Source organism: Paenibacillus sp. FSL R7-0216, assembly GCF_037969915.1.
In the GTDB taxonomy this organism is placed as follows: Bacteria; Bacillota; Bacilli; order Paenibacillales; family Paenibacillaceae; genus Fontibacillus; species Fontibacillus rhizolycopersici.
Window position 1 is genome coordinate 956509 of the sequence record NZ_CP150222.1, and the last position, 21250, is coordinate 977758.

General features: G+C 54.5%; 22 protein-coding genes. 11 read left to right on the plus strand and 11 right to left on the minus strand.

The features are described 5' to 3' along the window. Positions 1–32 precede the first annotated feature (32 nt). The 6 genes from MKZ15_RS04025 (at position 33) to dgt (ending at position 6178) form a co-directional block, all read left to right on the plus strand. The gene (locus tag MKZ15_RS04025; protein WP_339820006.1) at positions 33–704 is read left to right on the plus strand and encodes a helix-turn-helix domain-containing protein; all 672 of its coding nucleotides are present in this window, start codon (positions 33–35) and stop codon (positions 702–704) included. A 181-nt stretch (positions 705–885) separates the two neighbouring features. Next, positions 886–1203, plus strand: coding sequence for a hypothetical protein (locus MKZ15_RS04030; protein ID WP_339820008.1), 318 nt, complete (start codon positions 886–888; stop codon positions 1201–1203). Between the two features lie 87 nt (positions 1204–1290). Then, positions 1291–2031: a response regulator transcription factor gene (locus MKZ15_RS04035; RefSeq protein ID WP_193415781.1), complete on the plus strand. Its 741-nt coding sequence runs from the start codon at positions 1291–1293 to the stop codon at positions 2029–2031. Beyond that, positions 2028–3113 carry a HAMP domain-containing sensor histidine kinase gene (locus tag MKZ15_RS04040; RefSeq protein WP_155606718.1) on the plus strand — a complete coding sequence of 362 codons (1086 nt, stop codon included), beginning with the start codon at positions 2028–2030 and terminating at the stop codon, positions 3111–3113. The genes MKZ15_RS04035 and MKZ15_RS04040 overlap by 4 nt, the downstream gene beginning before the upstream one ends. A 15-nt stretch (positions 3114–3128) precedes the next feature. After that, complete coding sequence (locus MKZ15_RS04045) at positions 3129–4409, plus strand: molybdopterin-dependent oxidoreductase (RefSeq protein WP_339820012.1); 1281 nt, start codon at positions 3129–3131, stop codon at positions 4407–4409. 359 nt (positions 4410–4768) lie between these two features. Then, the gene (gene dgt, locus MKZ15_RS04050; protein WP_155606716.1) at positions 4769–6178 is read left to right on the plus strand and encodes a dGTP triphosphohydrolase; all 1410 of its coding nucleotides are present in this window, start codon (positions 4769–4771) and stop codon (positions 6176–6178) included. 51 nt (positions 6179–6229) lie between these two features. On the opposite strand, the gene MKZ15_RS04055 is transcribed toward dgt, so the two are convergent. From MKZ15_RS04055 to MKZ15_RS04065, 3 genes are all read right to left on the minus strand, one after another. Beyond that, positions 6230–6799, minus strand: a complete 570-nt coding sequence (locus tag MKZ15_RS04055; protein WP_155606715.1) for a thymidine kinase — start codon at positions 6797–6799, stop codon at positions 6230–6232. A 121-nt stretch (positions 6800–6920) separates the two neighbouring features. Beyond that, positions 6921–8213 carry an MFS transporter gene (locus tag MKZ15_RS04060; RefSeq protein ID WP_306433141.1) on the minus strand — a complete coding sequence of 431 codons (1293 nt, stop codon included), beginning with the start codon at positions 8211–8213 and terminating at the stop codon, positions 6921–6923. A 63-nt stretch (positions 8214–8276) separates the two neighbouring features. Further along, entirely contained in the window at positions 8277–8738 is a 462-nt protein-coding gene (locus MKZ15_RS04065) for a MarR family transcriptional regulator (protein ID WP_155606714.1), read from the minus strand. Positions 8739–8976: 238 nt separating this feature from the next. On the opposite strand from MKZ15_RS04065, the gene MKZ15_RS04070 reads away from it, so the two are divergent. Further along, positions 8977–10428, plus strand: a complete 1452-nt coding sequence (locus tag MKZ15_RS04070; RefSeq protein ID WP_339820022.1) for a serine hydrolase — start codon at positions 8977–8979, stop codon at positions 10426–10428. Positions 10429–10441: 13 nt separating this feature from the next. On the opposite strand, the gene MKZ15_RS04075 is transcribed toward MKZ15_RS04070, so the two are convergent. From MKZ15_RS04075 to MKZ15_RS04085, 3 genes are all read right to left on the minus strand, one after another. Next, positions 10442–11005, minus strand: a complete 564-nt coding sequence (locus MKZ15_RS04075) for a hypothetical protein (RefSeq protein WP_155606712.1) — start codon at positions 11003–11005, stop codon at positions 10442–10444. Between the two features lie 158 nt (positions 11006–11163). Further along, complete coding sequence (locus MKZ15_RS04080; protein ID WP_193415770.1) at positions 11164–12012, minus strand: NAD(P)-dependent oxidoreductase; 849 nt, start codon at positions 12010–12012, stop codon at positions 11164–11166. Positions 12013–12027: 15 nt separating this feature from the next. Continuing rightward, entirely contained in the window at positions 12028–12966 is a 939-nt protein-coding gene (locus MKZ15_RS04085) for an aldo/keto reductase family protein (protein ID WP_155606710.1), read from the minus strand. A 151-nt stretch (positions 12967–13117) separates the two neighbouring features. Between MKZ15_RS04085 and MKZ15_RS04090 the strand changes: the two genes are divergently transcribed. Next, the gene (locus MKZ15_RS04090; RefSeq protein WP_155606709.1) at positions 13118–13462 is read left to right on the plus strand and encodes a helix-turn-helix domain-containing protein; all 345 of its coding nucleotides are present in this window, start codon (positions 13118–13120) and stop codon (positions 13460–13462) included. A 20-nt stretch (positions 13463–13482) separates the two neighbouring features. Then, complete coding sequence (locus MKZ15_RS04095; RefSeq protein WP_339820027.1) at positions 13483–15258, plus strand: glycerophosphodiester phosphodiesterase; 1776 nt, start codon at positions 13483–13485, stop codon at positions 15256–15258. Between the two features lie 60 nt (positions 15259–15318). Here MKZ15_RS04095 and MKZ15_RS04100 read toward each other — a convergent pair whose 3' ends face one another. The 3 genes from MKZ15_RS04100 to MKZ15_RS04110 form a co-directional block, all read right to left on the minus strand. Continuing rightward, on the minus strand, positions 15319–15657 hold the full coding sequence (locus MKZ15_RS04100) for a DUF1801 domain-containing protein (protein WP_213623812.1): 339 nt from the start codon (positions 15655–15657) through the stop codon (positions 15319–15321). 88 nt (positions 15658–15745) lie between these two features. Continuing rightward, positions 15746–16594 (minus strand): sulfurtransferase, encoded by an 849-nt coding sequence (locus tag MKZ15_RS04105; RefSeq protein ID WP_339820031.1) that lies wholly within the window; start codon positions 16592–16594, stop codon positions 15746–15748. 59 nt (positions 16595–16653) lie between these two features. Beyond that, the gene (locus tag MKZ15_RS04110) at positions 16654–17025 is read right to left on the minus strand and encodes a hypothetical protein (protein ID WP_155606705.1); all 372 of its coding nucleotides are present in this window, start codon (positions 17023–17025) and stop codon (positions 16654–16656) included. 263 nt (positions 17026–17288) lie between these two features. Between MKZ15_RS04110 and MKZ15_RS04115 the strand changes: the two genes are divergently transcribed. Beyond that, positions 17289–18230, plus strand: a complete 942-nt coding sequence (locus MKZ15_RS04115) for a DMT family transporter (protein ID WP_339820034.1) — start codon at positions 17289–17291, stop codon at positions 18228–18230. A 27-nt stretch (positions 18231–18257) separates the two neighbouring features. Here MKZ15_RS04115 and MKZ15_RS04120 read toward each other — a convergent pair whose 3' ends face one another. Both MKZ15_RS04120 and MKZ15_RS04125 read right to left on the minus strand, forming a co-directional pair. Next, positions 18258–18470, minus strand: a complete 213-nt coding sequence (locus tag MKZ15_RS04120; protein ID WP_155606703.1) for a hypothetical protein — start codon at positions 18468–18470, stop codon at positions 18258–18260. A gap of 339 nt (positions 18471–18809) precedes the next feature. Next, complete coding sequence (locus tag MKZ15_RS04125; protein WP_339820038.1) at positions 18810–19817, minus strand: ketoacyl-ACP synthase III; 1008 nt, start codon at positions 19815–19817, stop codon at positions 18810–18812. Between the two features lie 431 nt (positions 19818–20248). On the opposite strand from MKZ15_RS04125, the gene MKZ15_RS04130 reads away from it, so the two are divergent. Further along, complete coding sequence (locus MKZ15_RS04130) at positions 20249–21181, plus strand: macrolide 2'-phosphotransferase (protein ID WP_339820041.1); 933 nt, start codon at positions 20249–20251, stop codon at positions 21179–21181. Positions 21182–21250 lie beyond the last annotated feature (69 nt).

Consider the following 21250-nt stretch of genomic DNA (forward strand, 5'->3'; position numbering starts at 1 on the left):
TTACGATACGAAGGGAAAGGGGAGAGGCCTCTATGTCGAATGAGAAAGAGCAGTGGCTGGAGGACTTGATCCGGTTGACGGAAGAAGAGGACACAGAGAAGAAGACGGAGAAGCAGATCAAAATTTTGGAGGCGGCGACGGAGATTTTTGCGGAGAAAGGGTATGCGGCCACCTCCACCAGCGAAATCGCGCAAAAGGCCGGGGTCGCGGAAGGAACGATTTTCCGCCATTACAAGACCAAAAAGGATTTGCTGTTGTCCATCGCCGGGCCGATCGTGATCAAGCTAGTTGCGCCGTTTCTGCTTCGGGATTTTGCCAAAATGCTCGATCTGCCGTACGAGCGGGCGGAGGACTTTTTTCGCGCGTTGGCCAAGGACCGTTTCAAGTTCGTCCGCGAGAATATGCGGATTATCAAAATACTGATTCAGGAGGTCCCGTTTCAGCCAGAGCTGCTGGAGCAGGTGAAAAACCTGGCGTCCGAGATTGTCTTTCAGCGAATCCAGAGAGTTGTTTTACATTTTCAGGAAAAAGATCAGTTGGTTGAAGCGCCGCCATGGCGGATCGCCAGAACCGGAGCCAGCGTGATGATCGGGATGATTCTGGTGCATGTGCTGATCGTGCCGGATTTCCCTTTTGACGAAGAGGAAGAAATTGAACGCACTTTGGATCTGCTGATGTACGGCATCGCCGGCCGTTCCCAATAAATGTTGTGAATGATAACCCGTTTCAGGCATAGCCTGAGGCGGGTTTTTCCTTGTAAGGCCGTGTTGTAACAATTTCGTAAGGCTTTTCTAAGAATTTCGCAAGCGGTTCGTTCTTGGATGGTTAGCATTGTTCGTTAAGATAAGAGGCGAACGAGTCCAAATGACGAAAGGAAGAGGAACGATGAAGAAAATCGGTGTCATCTTGCTGCTTGGAACTATGCTGACATTAGCGGCTTGCGGGGTCAAGAACAACGACATGAACAAGGAGAACATGAACGATGGGGCCAATGCCTCGACGGAAATGAGCGGTACCGCCGGGAATAGCGAAATGAAGGACGACGGAATGAGCGAGGGCACGATGGGAGAAGAGACGAAGGACGATGGAATGAGCGAGGACATGATGGGTGATGAGATGAAGGACGGCGAGATGAAGGATGGGAATATGACCGATCAGGAGATGAGCGGCCAGGAGATGACCGACAGCGAGACGGGCAAATAACGGAAGAGGTCGTATCCCAGCTAGCAACGCGATATAATGTGATTAATGATACAGGAAGAACTTTCCACAAGCCAGGGGGCAATATGGGTGAGCGCCAAAATTGTAGTTGCCGACGATGAACAAAATATTACGGATGTCTGCCGCCGTTATCTAGAGCGGGAGGGCTGGACGGTTTGGGTTGCCGCTGACGGGGACGAAGCGCTGCGACATTGGGAGCATCATCATCCCGACTTGTTGGTGCTGGATCTCATGATGCCGAAGCTTGGCGGTCTTGAGGTGTGCGACCGGATTCGGCAGCAGGAGGATACGCCGATCATCATGCTGACGGCCCGCGGCGAGGAAGCCGACCGGCTGTTGGGTCTCACCATGGGAGCGGACGATTATCTGACCAAACCGTTTAGTCCCCGTGAGCTGGTCTTGCGCATCAAGAATATTTTGCGGCGATCCGGCATTCAGGCAGGAGCAACTGCAGCGGCGGAACCCCGGAATATCACCGGCGAAGGGGGAGTAGAGCCAGTAATCGCGTTTGACGGTCTGGAGATTTATCCGCAGGAGCGACGGGTATTGATCAAGGGAGCCGAAGCGGATTTGACGATGAAGGAATTCGATCTGCTGCATCTGCTCGCGAAGTATCCGGGCAAGGTGTTCTCGCGCAGCCAGCTGCTAAACCAGGTGTGGGATGTCGCGTATGACGGCGATACAACGACGGTGACCGTTCATATCCGGCGGCTGCGGGAAAAAATCGAAGCCAACCCTTCTGCCCCGGACTGGATCAAAACGGTGTGGGGCATTGGCTACAAGCTCGAAGCAAGGGGGCAGGAGCGATGAAGCTGCGGTCCTACCTCCTGCTGGCCAACCTGGTCAGCATCGCGATGATCATTCTGCTGCTGCTGGCGTTTTATCGATATATGCTGCTGAATAGGGAGCAATTTGTCTGGCTGACGATCGCTTCGATCGGCGCGGGTTTGGTATCGGCGCTGCTGCACTTCGTGTTGGTACGGCCGCTGGAAGCCTCGGTTAAGCGGATCGGCGAAGGGGCAAGACGTATTGCTGAAGGCGATTTGAAGGCACGGGTCGAGTATACCGGGTTGAAGGAGTTCCGCCAGTTGGCCGATCAGTTCAACCACATGGGGGACAGCCTCGAGGCCAGCTTCAATCGAGTTTCGGCGGCGGAGGCTGCACAACGCGAATTGGTCGCCAACATGGCTCATGACTTGAGAACGCCGCTCGCTTCGGTTCAGTCCTACGTGGAAGCGCTGGAGGACGATGTCATACAGGATGAGGCCGCCTTCCGCCGATACTTGACCACCATTCGTACGGAGACGGTACGGCTTGGGGAGCTGATCCAGGATTTATTGGAGTTGTCGACGCTGGAGTCGGCAAGACTGGAAGCGGAGGAGCTTCAGCTCTCGATCGCGGAGGACGTCCTCGTCGAGCTGCTGCCGCGTTTCGCCAAGCCTAGCGAAGCGAAGTCGCTGCAGTTGGCGGTGCAGTTGCCCGATCGGCCCCTAAAGCTCCGAATGGCGCCCCGGCACCTAGAACGAGTGCTGCAAAACCTGCTGGAAAATGCCGTAAGGCATTCTCCCCAAGGCGGGACGATTACGTGCTCGGCGATGGAGATCTCCGGCAGCCAAGAGGGTAAGAGGGTGCGGTTTACAATTACGGATCAAGGTGCGGGCGTCCCTCCTGAAGAGAGGGTTCGAATCTTCGAACGGTTTTACCGCTCCGATCGTTCCCGCAGCCGGGATAGCGGAGGCGCCGGCCTGGGGCTGTCTATCGCCAAGCGGCTGGTGGAACAATATGGCGGAGAGATCGGCGTGGATGAAGCGGAGTCGGGGGGCAGTGCGTTTTGGTTCACGGTGCTGGAGGCCGGCGATGGCAGGCATGCCGAGGCGGATTCAACGAATTGAGGAGGCGGTGGAGCAATGAAGGGTATCCTGGAAGGCCTGCGTAAGGGTTTTGGCAAAAAACTCGTCGCCCTGCATGCCTGGAACGGCTGGATCGTCGTGATTCTGGCCCTGACAGGGCTGCTGCTGGTCGGCGGGTTTTGGCGCGGTTTGCTGGGCGAGGGTCGGGTTTGGCTGAAATGGCTGCATATCGCGGTAGGCATCGCCTCGATCCTCCCGGTCTTGTATTACCTGCTGTTAGCGGGGAAGCACTGGAAGCAGTTGCGTCAGAAGCCCTGGCAGCGATTTAACGTGATTATGGTCCTCGCATTGCTGTTGGGCTGGTTTGGCTCGGGCGTGCTGCTGTGGCAGTTCAAGGCGGTGGGGCCAAGGGTGTCCAATGCGGCACTGACCGTGCATGACTTATTGACCTGGATCGGGTTGCCGTATATCATCTACCATTCCTTAACCCGGACAAAATGGCTGAAAGAACCAGCTAGACGGTCGATTCAGCCTGAAGTGCGTCCTGCCGCCGCAGGCAAAGAGGCGGAGACAGGAGCCAAACAACCTCAAGGGCCAACGTCTCCCCAACCGGTCTACACCCGCCGGGCTTTTATCCGCGGGGCGATCGGCGTCGGGCTGGCGGTAACGGTCGGACCAACCTTTCTCAAATGGCTGGGCAGCTCTCTCGGCAGCATCGGCGGCACGAGTACCGTCGACCGGCTGCTAGAGGAGAATGCCAATCGGCTAGTTCCGAATCCGGTGCCGCTGCCGGCCTCCGCGCAGGTTGTTGGCGGCGGGGCGCAGGGACATTTTCGCGTCTATACGGTGACGGATATCCCGTCCTTCTCCAACGAGAACTGGTCGTTTACGATCGACGGTTTGGTGAACAACAAGTTCAAGTGGGGTTGGGAGGATTTTCTCAAGCTGGAGCGTACGGTGCAGGTCAGCGATTTTCACTGTGTCACAGGCTGGTCGGTGTACAAGAATACTTGGGAGGGGATTCCGTTGCGAGTGCTGCTCAAGAAAGCCGGCGTGAAACCGGGCGCCCAAACGGTGAAGTTCTATTCGGGGGACGGCGTATACACCGATACCCTCACTTTGGAACAGGCGGACCTAGAAGATGTCATGGTAGCGGTGATGCACGACGGTAAGCCGATTCCGAGCGACTTGGGGGGGCCCGTAAGGCTGATCGTTCCTAAAATGTACGCCTACAAGTCGGTGAAGTGGTTGACACGAATCGAGCTGATCGAAGGGGAGCATGTCGGATATTGGGAGCAGCGCGGCTATTCCAATGATGCGTGGGTGGGACTGAGCTGATAGATCGTATAGTAAAAAGAAGCCGGATACTCCTTTCAGGGGGCCGGCTTTAATTGATTTCATCTATCCGTTCCCTTTCTTTGAGGATTATCCCGTTGCATCAGGCAACCAGCCTCACTCTCGATTCCCCCAATTCTGAACGAAAGGGATAATCGTGCTAAGGAGATGTGAGAAGATACTACCCACTCTGTTATTGACCATCATTATCAATGATACGGAGGAAATGGCCGAACTGATAGCCCCGCGATGCGGGGTTGTTTTTGTGTGATTCAACAAATTTTAGACCCGGCGCTTTATGTTCCGGCTACGGACGGCTACAATAACAGAAAAGAGAGCAAGCGATAAGGAGTGCAAGAGCCATGAACATCCAGGAACTAAGGGAGCACCGCCAATACCCGGACAATATCGGACATGAAAATAACCGTGCCACCTTCGAACGCGATTATTCGCGGTTAATCCATTCCCCAACCTTCCGCCGGCTGCAAGGGAAGTCGCAAGTGTTTGGGGCCGGTACAGGCGATTACTATCGGACCCGACTGACCCATTCGCTGGAGGTCGCGCAAATCGCCCGGGAAGCAGCGCGAAGCCTGCTGCGCGCGTATCCGGAGCTAGCGGTCGATCGAGCCCGGCACCCGGGCTTGGTCATCGATCCGGAGGTGGTGGAATGCGCCGCGATTTGCCATGATTTCGGGCACCCTCCGTTTGGGCACAAGGGCGAAGAGGTGCTGGACCAAATTCTGGAGAAGCTGATCGAGGAGAAGGTACGGACGGCCTTGAAAGGCAAACAACCAACTCCGGGGGAAGAGCAGCAGACCCGGGAGGCGCTCCGGCGAAAATACGAGCATTTCGAAGGCAACGCTCACAATTTCCGGCTGATGATGTTCCTGGAGAAGCGGGAAAACATCGACGGTCTGAATTTATCCGATGCGGTGCTGCTCGGAACGAATAAATATCCGTATCCCGGTACGATCAACAAGAAGGGACTTTATCTGCATGAATGGGAGTACATCTCCTCCATCCGCGACCGATGGGGCATCCCGGAGGGCAAGAAGACGTTTGAAGCGCAGTTGATGGACCTTTGCGACGATATCGCCTATTCGGCCCATGATCTTGAAGACGGCATCAAGGCGGGGAAAATCGAGGTGCACGAGCATTTTCTCAAGGATTCGAATATCCAGCGGCTGATCGTCGAGAAGATCATGACTTTGGAAGATTCGTTTTGGGCGGGGTGGATGCCGGACAAGGTTCAGGTCAAGGTGGCCGAGGTTTTGGACGATTTCCTACGTATATGGAAGGCCAAAATGCCGATTTGCGATCAGGACTATTCCCGCACGCGCCGGGAGGTGAAGGCCTATTGGGTCAGCTTGTTCGTCGGCAGTCTAGGCGTGGTCGAAGACGGGGATTGGCAGAAGGTCACGTTCGTCAAGGAGGGGCAAGAGGACAAGGACATGCTGCGGACGGTGAGCGTGCTAAAAAGCTTTGCCTGGGTCACGATGATCCGCGATTTGCGGGTACAGCGGCTGCAAAAGCGCAGCGCTTGGGTGATCAAGCGGCTGTGGGACGCTTTCGTCGATCCGGAGACGAGCAAATCGATCATTCCCGGCGACTGGCTGCGGCGGTTCGACCGAGACCAGGCCAAGGCCAAGCCGATCTGGACTTGGGAGCATATGATCATCGATTATATTGCCGGCATGACCGACGCCTACGCGGAAAAAATCTACAACGAGCTGTACGGGCTGAAGGTCGGCACGATTTACGATATGGATTAAGCGACAAAAAACGGACCGGTATTGACCGGTCCGTTTCACTTTTGAAAGAAGTTACAGCGGCGGGTTGGTGTGGCATTTGCGGCACACCGGGAAATACGACTCGTTGCCGCCGATTTGGATCTGCTCGCCGGTGTAAACGGGTTTTCCGTTCTCCACACGCAAGTTCATCGTTGCCTTGCGCGCGCAGAACCAGCAGATGGTTTTCATTTCCTCGATTTTATCCGCATAAATGAGCAGCAGGCGACTGCCTTCGAACAGCTGGTTCTGGAAGTCGTTCTTCAGCCCGAAGGCCATAACCGGAATGTTAAGTTCGTCAACGATCCGGACCAACTGCTTGATGCTTTCCTCGCCGAGAAATTGACATTCGTCCACCAATACGCAGTACAGGCGCGGTGTATGATTTTTGACGATATCAAACAGGTTCGTATCCGGGAAAATAGGAATGGCCTGCCGGCGCAATCCGATCCGTGAAGACACAAAGCCTACTTCATCGCGATTATCGATCGCCGAGGTAAAGAGCAATACCGGCTTGTTCTGTTCTTCATAATTATGAGCTACTTTCAAAATTTCGATAGACTTGCCGCTGTTCATTGCTCCGTATTTGTAAAATAATTGTGCCAAACGATGACGTCTCCTTCTGTTAGTTCTATCGCAACCATGATGCTCTTTATTCTAGCATATTTCGGTTCGGTTGTTGGATAGGCAAGCGCGAATTTTGGAGGAAATCATCGTTTGGCAAATCTTACAGGGCTGCTTCCGCCGCCCGGCTTTGAGCTCTGCGGATTTGCATCGCCATGACCGCAGCCACGAAGCATACGAATCCGGCGATCACGAACGCTTGGGAGTAGCTTCCCAGCCAATCGCGCAGGACCCCCGCGCCGTACGCGGCCGTGGAGGCACCGATCTGGTGGGCGACGACCACCCATCCGAAGATCATGCCGGATCTCTCTTTCCCGAATGTTTCGCCCGCCAGTTTGGCGGTCGGCGGAACGGTAGCGATCCAGTCGAGGCCGTAGAAGACGGAAAACACGACGAGCATAGCGGGGGAAGCCGAGTTCAGCGCGAACGGCAGGAACAGTAAGGAGAGCCCGCGCAGGCCGTAGTACCAGAACAGCAGCTTACGGCTGTCGAAACGGTCCGACAACCAGCCGGAAATCGTAGTGCCAAACAAATCGAAGACGCCCATCATCGCGAGAAGTCCGGCGGCGGCAACTTCCAGCATGCCGTGATCGCCGCAGGCGGCGATCAAATGCGTGCCGATGAGGCCGTTGGTCGAAAAGCCGCAGAAAAAGAAGGTGCCAGCAAGCAGCCAAAACGTCGGGTGTTTCATCGCCAGTCGCAAATTTTGCAACGGCGCGATCAAGATGTTGCCCCGGAAGGGCTCCGGTTTGATGACCTCGGTCGAACCATAGGGGGCGGCGCCAACCTCGTACGGGTGATTACGCATCCAGATCGTGACGGCAACCAGGACGACGACAATGCTGGCGACGGCAACATACACGGCGTAGCGCCAGCCGAGGTCCGATGTCAGTTTGGCGAACAAGGGCAGAAACAGCAATTGGCCGGTCGCCGCACTTGCGGTGAGCAGTCCGATAATTAGACCTTTTCGCTTGACGAACCATTGGTTGCTGACCGTGACGCCCAAGACGTTAGCCATCATCCCGGTGGACAAGCCCGACACGACGCCCCAGAGCAGTTCAAATTGCCATAAGGCATGGATGAACGGAGTGACAGCCAGGCTTAACCCAAGCACAGACAATGAGCAGATGATCACTTTGCGGAAGCCAAAGCGCAGCAGCAGGGAAGCCGAGAAGGGACCGACCAGGCCGTACAGAAGGATGCCGATGGAGATGACGCTCGAGATGCTGCCCCGGCTCCAGCCGAATTCATCCTGAAACGGGAGAAGCAGCACGCTCGGCAAGGAGCGAATGCCTGCCGAGACGAGCAAGGTGATAAACGTAAGCAGGACGATAATCCAGCCGTAATAGAAACGTGATTTTGGCCTGATTTCAGGCGAAGCGTTCATTTCATTCATCGTAGGTTTCTCCTCTATTTATAATTTGTTTGTACACACAAACGTCTTGAGTAAGGAACGGAATTACCGTTCCAATTGCTCGCTAGCCAGTTCTTGCTGCGACGTAAGCAAGTCGGCCAATTCTTCTCCAAGAACGGCCACATAGGAGGCTTTCAGTTTTTTCGAAGCTGCGCGAAGGGAGGGCTCAAGGGAACGGCCTTTATCGGTAGGGTAAACCAGCACGGTTTTCCCTTGGACTTGGCGTTCTACAAGCCCCTTCGCCTGTAGCTTGTCAATAAAACGCGTCAACGTAGACGGCGTGATGTACAGCTTCTCGGACAGCTCCTTTTGCGTAATACCGGGTTTGACGATGACCAGACGGATCAGATAGCCGTAGGCGGGAGCCAAACCCGTCGTCGCAAACGCTTCGTCGGCGATCCGGGTGATCGCTCGGCTCAGACGGTTGGTGGTAAAGTACATGCAGCTATGCAGGAAAGCGTCGTCGGCTTCGGCAGCGGCGGCCGTGTTTTTTGATTCGTTTGCCATTGGTAAAGCCTCCTTTTGAGGATCACTTATCAGAATTTATATTTTGTATGTACAACGAATATATAAAATTGAAGATCTATTGTCAATCCCTTAATAGGCGGACGAATGAAAAAAATTCCACCTTGGGGTTATTCGTTGCAGCAGGGGCCCTAGATGAAGCTGACCAAAGCTTACCGGGCTCCAGCCTATAGGTGTATAATGGGGATGGGGAAAATGCCCAATGAAGGGAGAGGTGGATATGTCCGTCTTTACGGAGAAATCGCTGCCTAGAAAAAGCCTGAGGGAGCTGGGAATCTCAGCTCGGAACGTGAATGACTTTTTAACATACTTGAAAGCGCATTCTATCGAACTGCATAGCTTGATGTTGGTACGGCATGGGCATGTTGCGGCGGAGGGCTGGTGGGCACCTTACGGGCCGGATCTGCCGCATATGTTATTTTCCCTTAGCAAAAGCTTTACCTCCACGGCAATCGGTATGGCCGTACAGGAAGGCAAGCTGAATGTGGAAGATCCGGTCGTCTCTTTCTTCCCGGAGGACGTGCCGAAGGAAATATCGCCGAATCTAGCTGCGATGCAGATCAAGCATCTACTGATGATGGGCACGGGCCACGCCTTCGATACGATGGATCCGCTCGCCAGAGCGAAAGACGGAAACTGGGTGAGGGCATTCTTGGAACAACCCGTTGAGCATCAGCCGGGAACGTTCTTCCTGTATAACACGGGAGCCACCTACATGCTGTCCGCCATCCTGCAGAATGTCACCGGAGAAACGCTGCTTCAATATTTGCAGCCCCGCCTGTTCGAGCCGCTTGGCATCGCCAATCCGACATGGGAGAGCTGTCCACGCGGCATCAATACCGGCGGATTCGGGCTCAAGGTAACCACCGAGGATATCGCCAAATTCGGTCACCTTTACTTGCAGAAAGGCCTGTGGGGCGAGCGGAGGCTATTGGAGGAAAGCTGGATTGACGCCGCGACCTCCAAGCAAATCTCTAACGGAGATGGCGGAGACAGCGATTGGGCGCAGGGCTACGGCTACCAATTCTGGCGCTGCCGGCACGGGGTTTATCGGGGGGACGGGGCGTTTGGGCAATTTTGTATCGTTCTGCCGGAGCAAGAGGCGGTTCTCGCTATGACGTCCGGCACCAACGATCTGCAAGGTGTATTGAACGGAGTATGGGAGCATCTGCTTAAAGCTTTTGACAAGGGCGAGGGGAGCCTGGTCGACGAGGATGCGGCGGCGGAGAAAGATCTGCAGCATGTACTGGAAGGGCTTTATATAGAGCCGCCTCGAATCGAGCCCGGCTCTGTGCGGGAGGCTGAGCTCGGCAACAGCAATCGTTGCCTGCTGGAACCTAACGCCCTGGACCTGCAAAGCACGCGAATCGAAATTCATGGAGATACGGCCGTGCTGGATATCCAAGACAAACGCGGAGAGCACCGGGTTGAACTCGGTCGGCAGTCTTGGCGACTTGGGCGGACGACGTTGTTCGAAGAGGAGGAGCAGATTGCGGCTTCCTTCACCTGGAAGTCGTCGGACACGCTGCTGCTTAGCATCCAGCGGATTGAGACGCCGTTTCGCTTAAGTATCGAAATCGAATTCCTGGAGGAAGGCATTGAAATCCGCAGCCAGTTCAACGTTTCCTTCGGGGAACCGACCTCGGCACCGATTCGGGGGCATCTAGAGTAAAGGCCGGGTCTCTTTATCTTGCGCTACGCTCGGCTAACAGGCGGTTCACCAATTCACTCATGCCTTCCCATGAGTCCCTCATGAGGAATTGCTCCTGGATTGGCGCATTCCACGGACGGGGGATGCCGATGGTTAATCTTCCGGCTTCTTTGGCAGGGAGCAGATTATGTGGACCGTCATCGATCAGCAGGTCGAAGTCCAGCAGCGTTTTCCGCTTGGCAACGAAGAAATTCTCGAACGGAATAAACGGCATCCAGCGCTGCAGCCAGTTCCATTTCTCCGGAACCGATGACGGTCTGGCGGCCGTAACGATGATTACATCGTGGTCCTTTGCGATCTTGCGCATCTCCTCTACGGTATGCTCATCAAAGATCTCCAGCTCTTCATATAAGCCGGGGCGCCCAAAGAAGAGGTCTTCATTGCATTCGGGATGCCAAATCCCCGTCATGTCGAAGCTGATCATTTGGTCCATGGTCAACTGGCGGTCAGGGAACTGCAAATTGTGATAGTGGATCGCCTTTGGCACGAGGTGGCAGATGGTATCATCCATGTCGATGGCTACGATGTGTTTGCGCATAAATGGGTAATCTCCTGATTGAAGTTGGATTGAAATTCATGACTTCTTCTAAGATATCAGAAAAGTGCGGCTTTGGGGTATAGGAGACTCCATGAAAAAAGACCCGGCTCCGTTGATCGCGGTGCCGGGTCTTTGGCGTATATAGTCGCAGGAGCGGGCTAACCCTTGACTTCATCCCGCCAGAAATGGACGGGCTGCCATCCGAGCAGCTGTTTCGCCTTCTCGTTGCTGAGCAGCGTTTCGTGAGCCTCGAGCGGTGCTCGGAAGTCGCCCACGCCTGGATAACGGGCAGCCATCAGATCCCGGCTGCGAATCGCCATGCTGGAGTCGTCCGCGGCGATGTTCAGCGCTACCGCGCCAAGGCCCTCCGCTTCGACGGCTAGCCGGCAGGCGGTCGCCGCATCGCGCGTGTCGATATAACTCCACAAGATGCGTTCCCGTTCGGCCGGGTCGTGGATGAAGGACGGAAACGACGCATAACGTTCCGGCGGAATCACATTGCCCAGCCGTAGGGATACGATCTGCATATCCGATCGGCGGTGGAACATGTCCGCCGTTAGCTCGTTCACCACCTTGGACAAGCCATAGCTGTCCTCGGGGAGCTGCGGGTGCGCTTCGTCCACCGGTACATACTTAGGGGCGGGCGGATGAATCGCAAAGACGATGCCGTAAGAGGATTCGCTTGATGCGATCACTGCTTTTCGGATGCCAAGCCCCTCTGCAGCTTGCAAAATGTTATACGTGGACATGACATTATTGCGGAAGGTGATCTCCGGCGTGCGGATATGCGCGGCCGGAATCGCAGCCAGATGTACGACCGCGTCCGCGCCGGTAAGTGCACTGTAACATTCGCCAAGTTGCTCCAGATCGACGATCAACGTCGGACAAACCGGATCTTCCGAAGGCCGAACGTCCACATTCAGCACCTCGTAACCGCGCTCGACGAATTCACGTACGACGTAGCGCCCCAGCATGCCGCTCCCGCCGGTAACGACGACTTTAGCCATAGTTGCCTCGTCTCCTTAGTTCAAAATTTCTTCGATTCGTGTCAGCACATCTTCGCTAAGCTTGATACCGGAAGCTTTGGCGTTTTCGGTTACTTGCTCCGGACGGCTAGCCCCAACAAGCGCGCTTGCGACGTTGCTTTGACGCAGGATCCAAGCCAGGGCGAGGTTCCCCACGCTGATGCCAAGCTCGGCGGCAATGCCTTCCAACTGCTTCACCTTTGCGATGTTTTCTTCCGTAATCCCCTTGCGAACCCAATCCAGCTTGGCCGCGCGGCTGTCCTGCGGAATGTTGTTGGCCGACGTGTATTTGCCGGTTAACAAGCCTTGAGCCAGCGGGGAGAAGACGACTTGCCCGATGCCGGAGCGTTCGCTGACCGGGATCACTTCCTTCTCGATATAACGGTTAAACATGTTATAAACCGGTTGATTGACCACGATGCGATCCAACAGATAACGATCCGCTAAACCAACCGCTTCCGCAATCTGCGAAGCTTGCCATTCGCTGACGCCGGCATACAGGATTTTGCCTTGGCGGATCAGGTCATCGATGGTGCGCAGCGTTTCGTAAAGCGGTGTCTCCGGGTCGTGGCGGTGGCAGTAAAAGATATCAATATAGTCATGGCCCAGCCGCTTCAAGCTCGCGTGTACCTGCTCCATGACATGCTTTCGCGACAAGCCGCGGTCGTTGGGACCTTCTCCCATTGGCCAGAACGCTTTCGTCGCCAGCACGTAGGATTCCCGTGGATAAGCTTTCAGCGCTTTGCCCACCAGTTCCTCTGCTGCCCCTTTTTCATATACATTGGCCGTATCGAAGAAGTTAATCCCCAGATCGTAGGCCGTTTTGATGGATTTCTCGGCATTTTCACGTTCGACGTACCCGCCGTAGGTTAGCCAACTACCCAAGCTGATTTCGCTTACCTTAAGGCCGCTTCCACCTAGTCTTCTATATTCCATGATTTATCATCCTCCTGATCATTTGTGTTGTAACCATTTTCATTCTATTAAAGTTCATATACAATTTAAAGAAGTGAAAACTCTTTCACTTAATTATATCCATGATACTTGCTATACATAATATAGCTATATCCAAGAGGAGGTTTGCCGGATGACTACAGTCCGCAAAGCAAGCAATTATATTCCGAAAACGCCGGTGCATATCGAATGCAATATCGAAAAAACCCTGGATGTGCTCGGAGGGAAATGGGCGTTTCTTGTCATACGTGAGCTATTTGGCGGTACCCTTCGCTTCGGAGAACTGCAACGCCGAATTCCTCAGGTTAGTCCGCGCGCATTAACGAGTACATTGCGCCATTTGGAGGAGAAGGGAGTGTTGGAGCGGACGGTTTTCCCGACCGTTCCCGTGACGGTTGAATACTCGCTCACGCCGAAGGGCATGGATCTTCACGTCATTTGCCATGAAATGAAGGTTTGGGCCGCGCGGTGGACCTAACGAGTCTGGGGCGGGGAGCCATGCTTAGACTGATCGGCAAAAGCATCCGCGATTTTCGCAAGTACTCCGCCAAGCTCTTGCTTTTTCAATTGCTCTATATGCTTGTTACGAGCATCGTTGTCCTCCCAGTCACCACGCTGCTGTTCAACCGTATTCTTCGGGTGGTTGGATCCGGATCCTTGCTCAACGGGGAAGTGTACCGGATCGGGCTAAGTTATAAAGGATTAACTGGACTGATTCTCATAGGGCTTGTCGCTTCCTTTACGCTGCTGATCGAATTGCTGGTGCTGATCGTTCTCATTCAGCAGCGCTTTTTCGGAAAGGAGATTGCCCTATCGGATGCGGTGCTGACCGTGTTGCGCAAGACGCCTAAGCTGCTCGGGTTCGGGGTGTTCCAACTGCTGCTGCTCTTGCTGCTTCTGATTCCGTTCATTGATTCACCGCTGACGGCCTCGTTTTACGCGTTGTTTAACGTTCCGATCTTCTTGAACAATCAGGTGCTGGACGCCTCTTTTACCATGACCACCGCTTATATCGTGCTGCTTGCAGGGCTGTTGTATACCTTGCTCCGGTGGATCTTCGTCCTGCATTGCATCGTGCTGGAGGATATGAATCTGCGGCAGGCGGTTCGCCAGAGCCATGCCCTGACGCAAGGCCGGCGTTGGCGGTTGTTTGGTTCGCTCCTTCTGTTTAATGGTTCGATCCTCGCGGTCACCTATACGGTGGTGTCCGCTCTTGGACACATCCCTTCTTGGTTGGATCTCGATGTGCTCGCGCTCGTGTCCCAGCACTATTCGCTGACGATCTCAACCGTGCTGGCTTACTTGTTGGAGCTTCTGCTGTTGCCGATCAACCTTTTCGTGCTGACGAGACTATATTACGCATTCGGCCGTTTAAATTGGATTCGGGCAAGAGACCAGCTTCAGGTCAGCCATAGCAGGATAGGCCGCGTAGAAATGCGGATCATCGCTTGGTGGAGAGCGTTGAAGTGGAAGAGGACGGTTTATGTCTTGGGTGCTGCCGTCTATATCACCCTGGCTGTGGTCATCGGTTCGCGGGCGAATGATAGTCTGGTGTACGCCAAATGGAACGTTCAGATTGCGGTGCATCGCGGAGATACGTCGTATGCCCCGGAGAATTCGCTGCCCGCTCTACTCTCTGCGATGGATAAAGGCATCCAGGTCGCCGAGTTGGATGTGCAGATGACCAAGGACGGAGTGGCCGTGTTAAACCATGATTCCGATTTGAGAAGGATGGCTGGGGTACGGAAGCGGATCGCCGATATGACCTCCGCGGAGGTGAGTCAGCTATCTATCGGTAGGGACGAGAATGGATACCCGGTACAAATCCCTTTGCTGTCCAGCGTGCTCGCCGAGACGCAGGGCAAGATCAAGTTGCTGCTGGATCTGAAGCCGAATGGCTCTTCCAGCGAAGCACTGGCGGAAGAGGTCGTTCGCCTTATCAAGGAAGCCGGAATGGAGGAAGAGGTGAGGGTGCAGTCGTTCGATGGGGTCGCGCTCGGCCGAATTCGAGAGCTGGCCCCGGAGATCAAGATCGGGAGAATTCTCTTCTTTGCACTTGGAGACCTATCGGTGCTCGACGTCGATTTCTATACGATCGAGCAGGTCATGCTGACGGACTTCCTGATCAATAAAGCCCACGCCGATGGTCGCGAGGTATGGGTCTGGACCGTTAATACCCGACGGGATATGAAGGAAGTCCTCAAGTACCCCATCGATGGCATGATCACCGATGCTCCCGAGACGGCGCAGTCTTTGGTGGAGGTAGATTTGTAAAACGCCATCGGCGAAACCTAAAAAGCGTCATCCCTTGTATGGGATGACGCTTTCGTATTTCTAGAGCGCTTGGGAAGCTTGTGCCAGCAAAGTGGAAAGCAAGGCGTAGTCCGGTGCGGCCCCTTCCTTGAATTTGATCCACTTGCGCTCCGGCGGTCCCTCGAAGCCTTTTGGAACCTCTAATCCTTCGGCGTTCATGATCATGAACGCAATCGCGTCCTTCGATGGGGAAATCACCGCTGCGTAATGGCCGTTCTTCAGGAAATGAGGCTTCTTGTACTGAATCCGCTCTTCCACCGACGGAATGGTTTGGTGCACCATCTCTCTCAGTCGTTGGGAGAGCTCGATTTGCCATGCCGCCCCTAATTGATCAATAAAGGCGGTAACCTCTTCGTTCATGGTCTTAATCATCTCCTGCCGTAAAATTTTTCCATAACGGGAATATACCACGGCAGGAATATACTTGTAAAGGTACTTAAAATTTTACTTATTCTTCGTTCGTCGCGATCGGATTCTCGGGATAAGAGATCCAATCGCTCCAGCTACCGGCGTACAGCTTGACCTGCGGGTAGCCGAGCCGATGGAGGGCGAGCACGTTCGGGCAAGCGCTCACGCCGGAGCCGCAGTAGACGATAGCCTCGCGGCCTTCGTCCATTGCGGCGATGACGGGCGCCAGTTGCTCGCGCAGCTCGCCGTCGCTCTTCCAGGAGCCGTTGTCGCCTTGCACCTGCTTCCAAAAACGGTTGATCGCCCCCGGGATATGGCCGGCCTTGACGTCAAGCGGCTCCTGCAGTCCGGCGTAGCGATCCGCGGCGCGCGAGTCCACCAGCAGGACGCCGGGATCGCCCAGCGCCCGGCGGACGTCCTCCACTCCGGCCAGCATGTGCGGCCGGAGCGATGGGGTGAAATCGGCGGGGACGACGGTCCGCCGCTCAGCGGTCACGGGATAGCCGCCGGCTTGCCAGGCGGCGAATCCCTCATCCATGACGTAGACGTCGTCATGGCCCAGCCAGCGCAGTAGCCACCAAAGGCGGGAGGCGTTCATGCCTCCCTGGTCGTCGTAGGCGACCACCCTGGTGGCGTTGCCGATGCCGGCGCGAGCGAAGCGCGCGGCCAACGTGTCCGGGGCGGGCAACGGGTGACGCCCGCCGTGCTCGGTTACCGGGGCCGACAGATCCTCCTCAAGATCGAGATAAACGGCACCCGGAATGTGCGCGGCGTCGTAGGCCGCGCTTCCGGCTTCCGGCCGGCCGAGCTCGAAGCGGCAATCGACGATCACGAGATTTGGCTCATACATGCGGGCTAACAGCCAGCGTTTGGATACGATCGGTTCCATATGGGGGACACATCCTCTGCACTCATCGTTATCATATGGAACCATTATAAGCCTAAAGCTTAAATCAGGCGATATCCGCTTGGCAACGTACCGCTGGTGCGGATTTGACGAACTTGCGCTGCCGTCAAACGTTGGTTTGTCGCGATGATCGATTCTACGTCGTTGCCGTTGATGAGATCATCTAGATCATTAATGCGCCGGCTGCCGCGGAGGATGCGAAAGCTGCCTCTGAACCGGGTCCGCGTAAACAACACGAGCGTAGCATTGCTGCTGGATGAAACGAACCGCAGGCTCTCGATTCCATCCAGAATTGCGTCGGTGTCGCGGATGCCGAGGTTCCCGGTGTAGACACGGCTTCTTCCCGTCAGATTCTCCTCGGAATATACCGTGAGACGGGGAGAAGTTTGAGAAATGTGAACTAGCTTTTTCATTGAAAGTTCCTCCTCAAACGAATGGGTCTGAACGATCGTTCGAAACACTCTATTCTTTCATTTACTATCCGGTTTGGATGATATGACCTTGGCGCGCCTAGATTACGAGAAAACAGGCGGAAACCATCAGGGTAAATGATAGGGGATGGGAGAAATAGAGACGCTTTTTTTGATTGAGGAACCGTTCTAACTCCGCTATAATGAAGTGGTTTGCACCAAGATTGTGCCGATAAAATTAACGGAAAGCTGGGACCCTGACCTTTATGCATACCAACACCAAGTCCATGGGCAAATATGAAATTTTGTACATTATCGGCATTATTGCCATCTCGTTTTCATCTATTTTCATCCGCTGGTCCAATGCCGAGGTTTCGGTAATCGCGATGTACCGGATGTATCTGACGAACTTATTGATGCTACCGCTGCTGTGGAGTTATCGGGGGGAGATTGCGCGCCTGACACGCAAGCAATGGGGGCGCCTTTTGTTTTCCGGGCTCATGCTGGGGCTTCATTTCCTGCTCTGGATGGGGTCGCTTCGCTTGACGACGGTAGCGAGCTCCACCGTTATTCTGACGCTGGAGCCGATCATCGTGATGTTCGGGTCGTTCTTCCTATTCGGGGCCAAAATCAATAAAGCGATGATTCTCGGCGTATCGTTGGCTCTAATCGGTTCGATCGCCATCGGCTCCGGGGATTTTGCCTTGTCCGGCGCTGCCGTTACGGGAGACTTGCTCTCTCTTTTCGGGACGGTGGCGGTCGCGGTTCATATTCTGGTCGGCAAGCAACTGCTGCAAACGATCAGTGCGTTTGTTTATAATTTCCTCGTGTTCGCGGTGGCTGGAACGTCGATGGCCATATATAACGTGGCTGCGGGCATCCGTTTTACCGGATATGAGCCGCGCGAATGGGGGATTTTCCTGCTGCTCGCGATCGTCCCGACGCTGTTTGGGCATTACCTGTTCAACTGGCTGATGAAATACCTCAGCGCTTCAGCCGTATCGATGGCCGTTCTCGGCGAGCCGGTGTTTGCTTCGCTGTTGGCTTGGATGCTGCTTAAGGAGAGCCTGACCCCGCTGCAATTGTCAGCGGGCGCACTCATCTTGTGCGGCGTGTGGATCTTCATTCGTTACGGCAAAGTGGCGTCAGCCGTGACGCAGGAAAACGCGAAGGTACTGGCGACGGGGCAAGAGGAAAAGGCGAGTTAAGGGGAAGTAAGAAGGGCGGGTTTGGTTTTATTTTCTCAGCTCGAAAAATTGGCATTCCCGGCGTGGATGGTAGGAAAGCTCGCTTACTCCAGCCTGGGTGATAATGGTGTCGTCCGTGAAACGGATAATGATACTGCCGTTGTCGATCATATGATCGTCACGGAATACGCGGATGCGAAATTTGCGGTCCAGCGCCTCCTGGAAATCGAAATCGGTAAACAGTTCTCTGAGGGTAGGCATATCACTAAACTCCTTATTGGCTTAAGTTGGGGACAACTTGCGTAAATTTGGCTCTTGTTATTGTACCCGGAACCTTGCCGGTTGAAAAGAGAGCGCTTGGGCCTGAGATCAACCCTCTTGTTCGGCGTCTTGCACCATTATCCCGTTTGATCAGATCATGGGGAATCCGGGACGGACATGCTCGGGAGAAGCGAATACGAGTGAAGGTGACCTCCCTTAATCAAAGGGATAATCGTGTAAAGAGCCAATTAGACAAGGTGGATAATCGTGTAAAGAGCCAATTTGACAAGGGTATCATAAAAAGGTCGATCAGGATTCCGCCCCCTGATCGACCTTTTTTCATATGGTGTCCGGCACGCCCCAGCGCATAATTAAGCCGGCATGGGTCAAGCCGCCGCCAAATCCGTACAGCAGAACACGGTCACCGAATTTCAGCCGGCCCGTGTCGACGCCGGCTTGCAAAGCCAGCGGGATGGACGCGGAGGACGTATTGCCCTTATCCTGCACGCTTTGCAGCGTTTTGGAGAGCGGAAGGTCCGATTTTTCGCAAATGGACTCGATCATACGCAGATTGGCGCTATGCGGCACGAACCAATCGATATCCTCCCGGGTGAGCTCAGCCTGCTCTAGCAGCTGTTCAATTCCGGCGGTGACGGTGCGGACGGCCCATTTAAATACCTCGCGTCCGTTTTGTACAATTTTGCCCTTCCCTTCGAGGGGCTGACCATCCATCTGATCCGCCAGTCCTGAACGGTAGACGTGGATGCCGCCTGCCCCATTCGTCCCGAGGATAAACGATTCGAACCCGGGCTGCTCGGGATCCGCTTCGACAAGCACTGCCCCGGCCCCATCCCCGAACAGGATGCAGGTACTGCGGTCGGTGTAGTCGGTGATTTTGGACATCGTTTCGCCGGCAACGACCAGGATTTTGCGATGCAGGCCGGAGCTAATCATGCCGTTCGCCAAATGCAAGGCATAAGCGAAGCCGGCACAGGTCGCGTTAAGATCGATAGCCCCGGCCTGTTCCATGCCGAAGTGTTCCTGAACCCGGCAGGATACGGTCGGGAATGAGAAATCCGGCGTTGTCGTCGCTGCGATAATGAAGTCGACATCGTCCAGCGTGGCCCGATACGTATCGCGGAGTCGCTCTGCCGCCCGGATGCAGAGATGCGAGGTGAATTCGTCCTCTGCGGCGATATGCCGCTCCTTGATGCCCGTACGCTGAACAATCCACTCGTCGTTCGTATCCACGAGCCGCTCCAAATCCGCATTGGTCAGAATTTGTTCGGGGACATAGGTGCCTAGAGCGGTAATGCGGGCCTTGGAAAAGGGTTTCTGTAGGGTCAACCGTATCAGCTCCTTTAATATGTTTGATTTACTTATGATCAGGTTTTAGTACCAGGTGCTAATCCGAGTATATCATTTTTTAAATAATTATCAATGGCTTCAAAAACGATATAGATTCCGTTTATGGACTTTTAGCGGCATACATGGTATTCTTGGTTCAAAATTACGAATGGAGGCTTGCGTGTGCTAATTTAGTCCCGATCGAGACCGCATTGCATGGATTGCAACTGCTCTTTCTGCTCTTTAGTTTGTGCAGGGTCATCGGGATAAGTTTGCCTATTTGCGCAGGTCCGCCAAGAAGAATCGCTCCTTCCGGAACGAGGCTTTTTTTGCCTACGATTGCGAGCGGACAACGGGCAATTCCTATTTCGATTGCGGCTGCACAGACCTTGGTCTGTGTTTTTTATTTTGCCCATAAGGAGAATGCCTTTATGAATATGGAAAAGTCGAACGATTATCAAGAGGTGAAAAGGGAGCTTTACGCCTGCGCCGCTCAGCACGGTTTGCATTTGAATACGGAAGCGTTTGAGGTTAATGAATCCGGCTTGGATTTCTTCGTTGCGTTTGTGCGGGATAACAACGGTCAAGCGTGGGTTCTTCGCAAGCCTAGACGTTCAGACGTTTGGGAGCGGGCCCTTAATGAACGGAATGTGTTGAAAGCAGTAGCCCCCCGTATCTCCGTTGCCGTACCCGATTGGCGCATCTGTACTCCAGATTTGATCGCTTACCCGCTCCTTGCGGGAAACCCGGTTGCCACAGTTGATCCGGCCGGAAGCGGATATGTCTGGAGATTCCCACAGGAGGCGCTGGGGGATACCTTCTATGATTCCTTGGCCGAAACATTGGCAGCGCTGCATTGCGTCGACCATGACGAGGCGATGCGATCCGGCGTTCGCCGCAAAACTCCCGCGGAGACACGGGAAGCTTTCGCCGCAAATATCGAGGAAGTTCGGCAGAACTTTGACATCCCTGCCAAGCTGCTTGACCGATGGATGAGCTGGTTGACCACGGACAGCTATTGGCCGGAATTTTCGGTACTGCATCATGGCGATTTGCATCCTCCCCACATCCTTGTGGATGATAATCAGCGCATGACGGGCCTCATCGATTGGACCGAAGCGGAAATAGCCGATCCGGGCAAGGATTTTGTGATCTTGTATGCTCTCTTTGGCGAAAAAGGCCTGCAGGATATACTGAACCGCTATGAACGGATGGGAGGCAGAACATGGTACCGTATGAAGGAGCATATCGCCGAGCAATGGGCCGCGTATCCGGCGCTAGTCGCCAAATTTGCCCTCACGACGAGGAAAGAGGACGATATGAATATGGCACGAGGGATGATAAATAGCTGGAACATTGATTAAGAGGCAGGAAGGATCTCGTCAGACGGAGTGCCCCCTAGCTTCGCGTAAAGGAAATGGTCAGTGCTATAA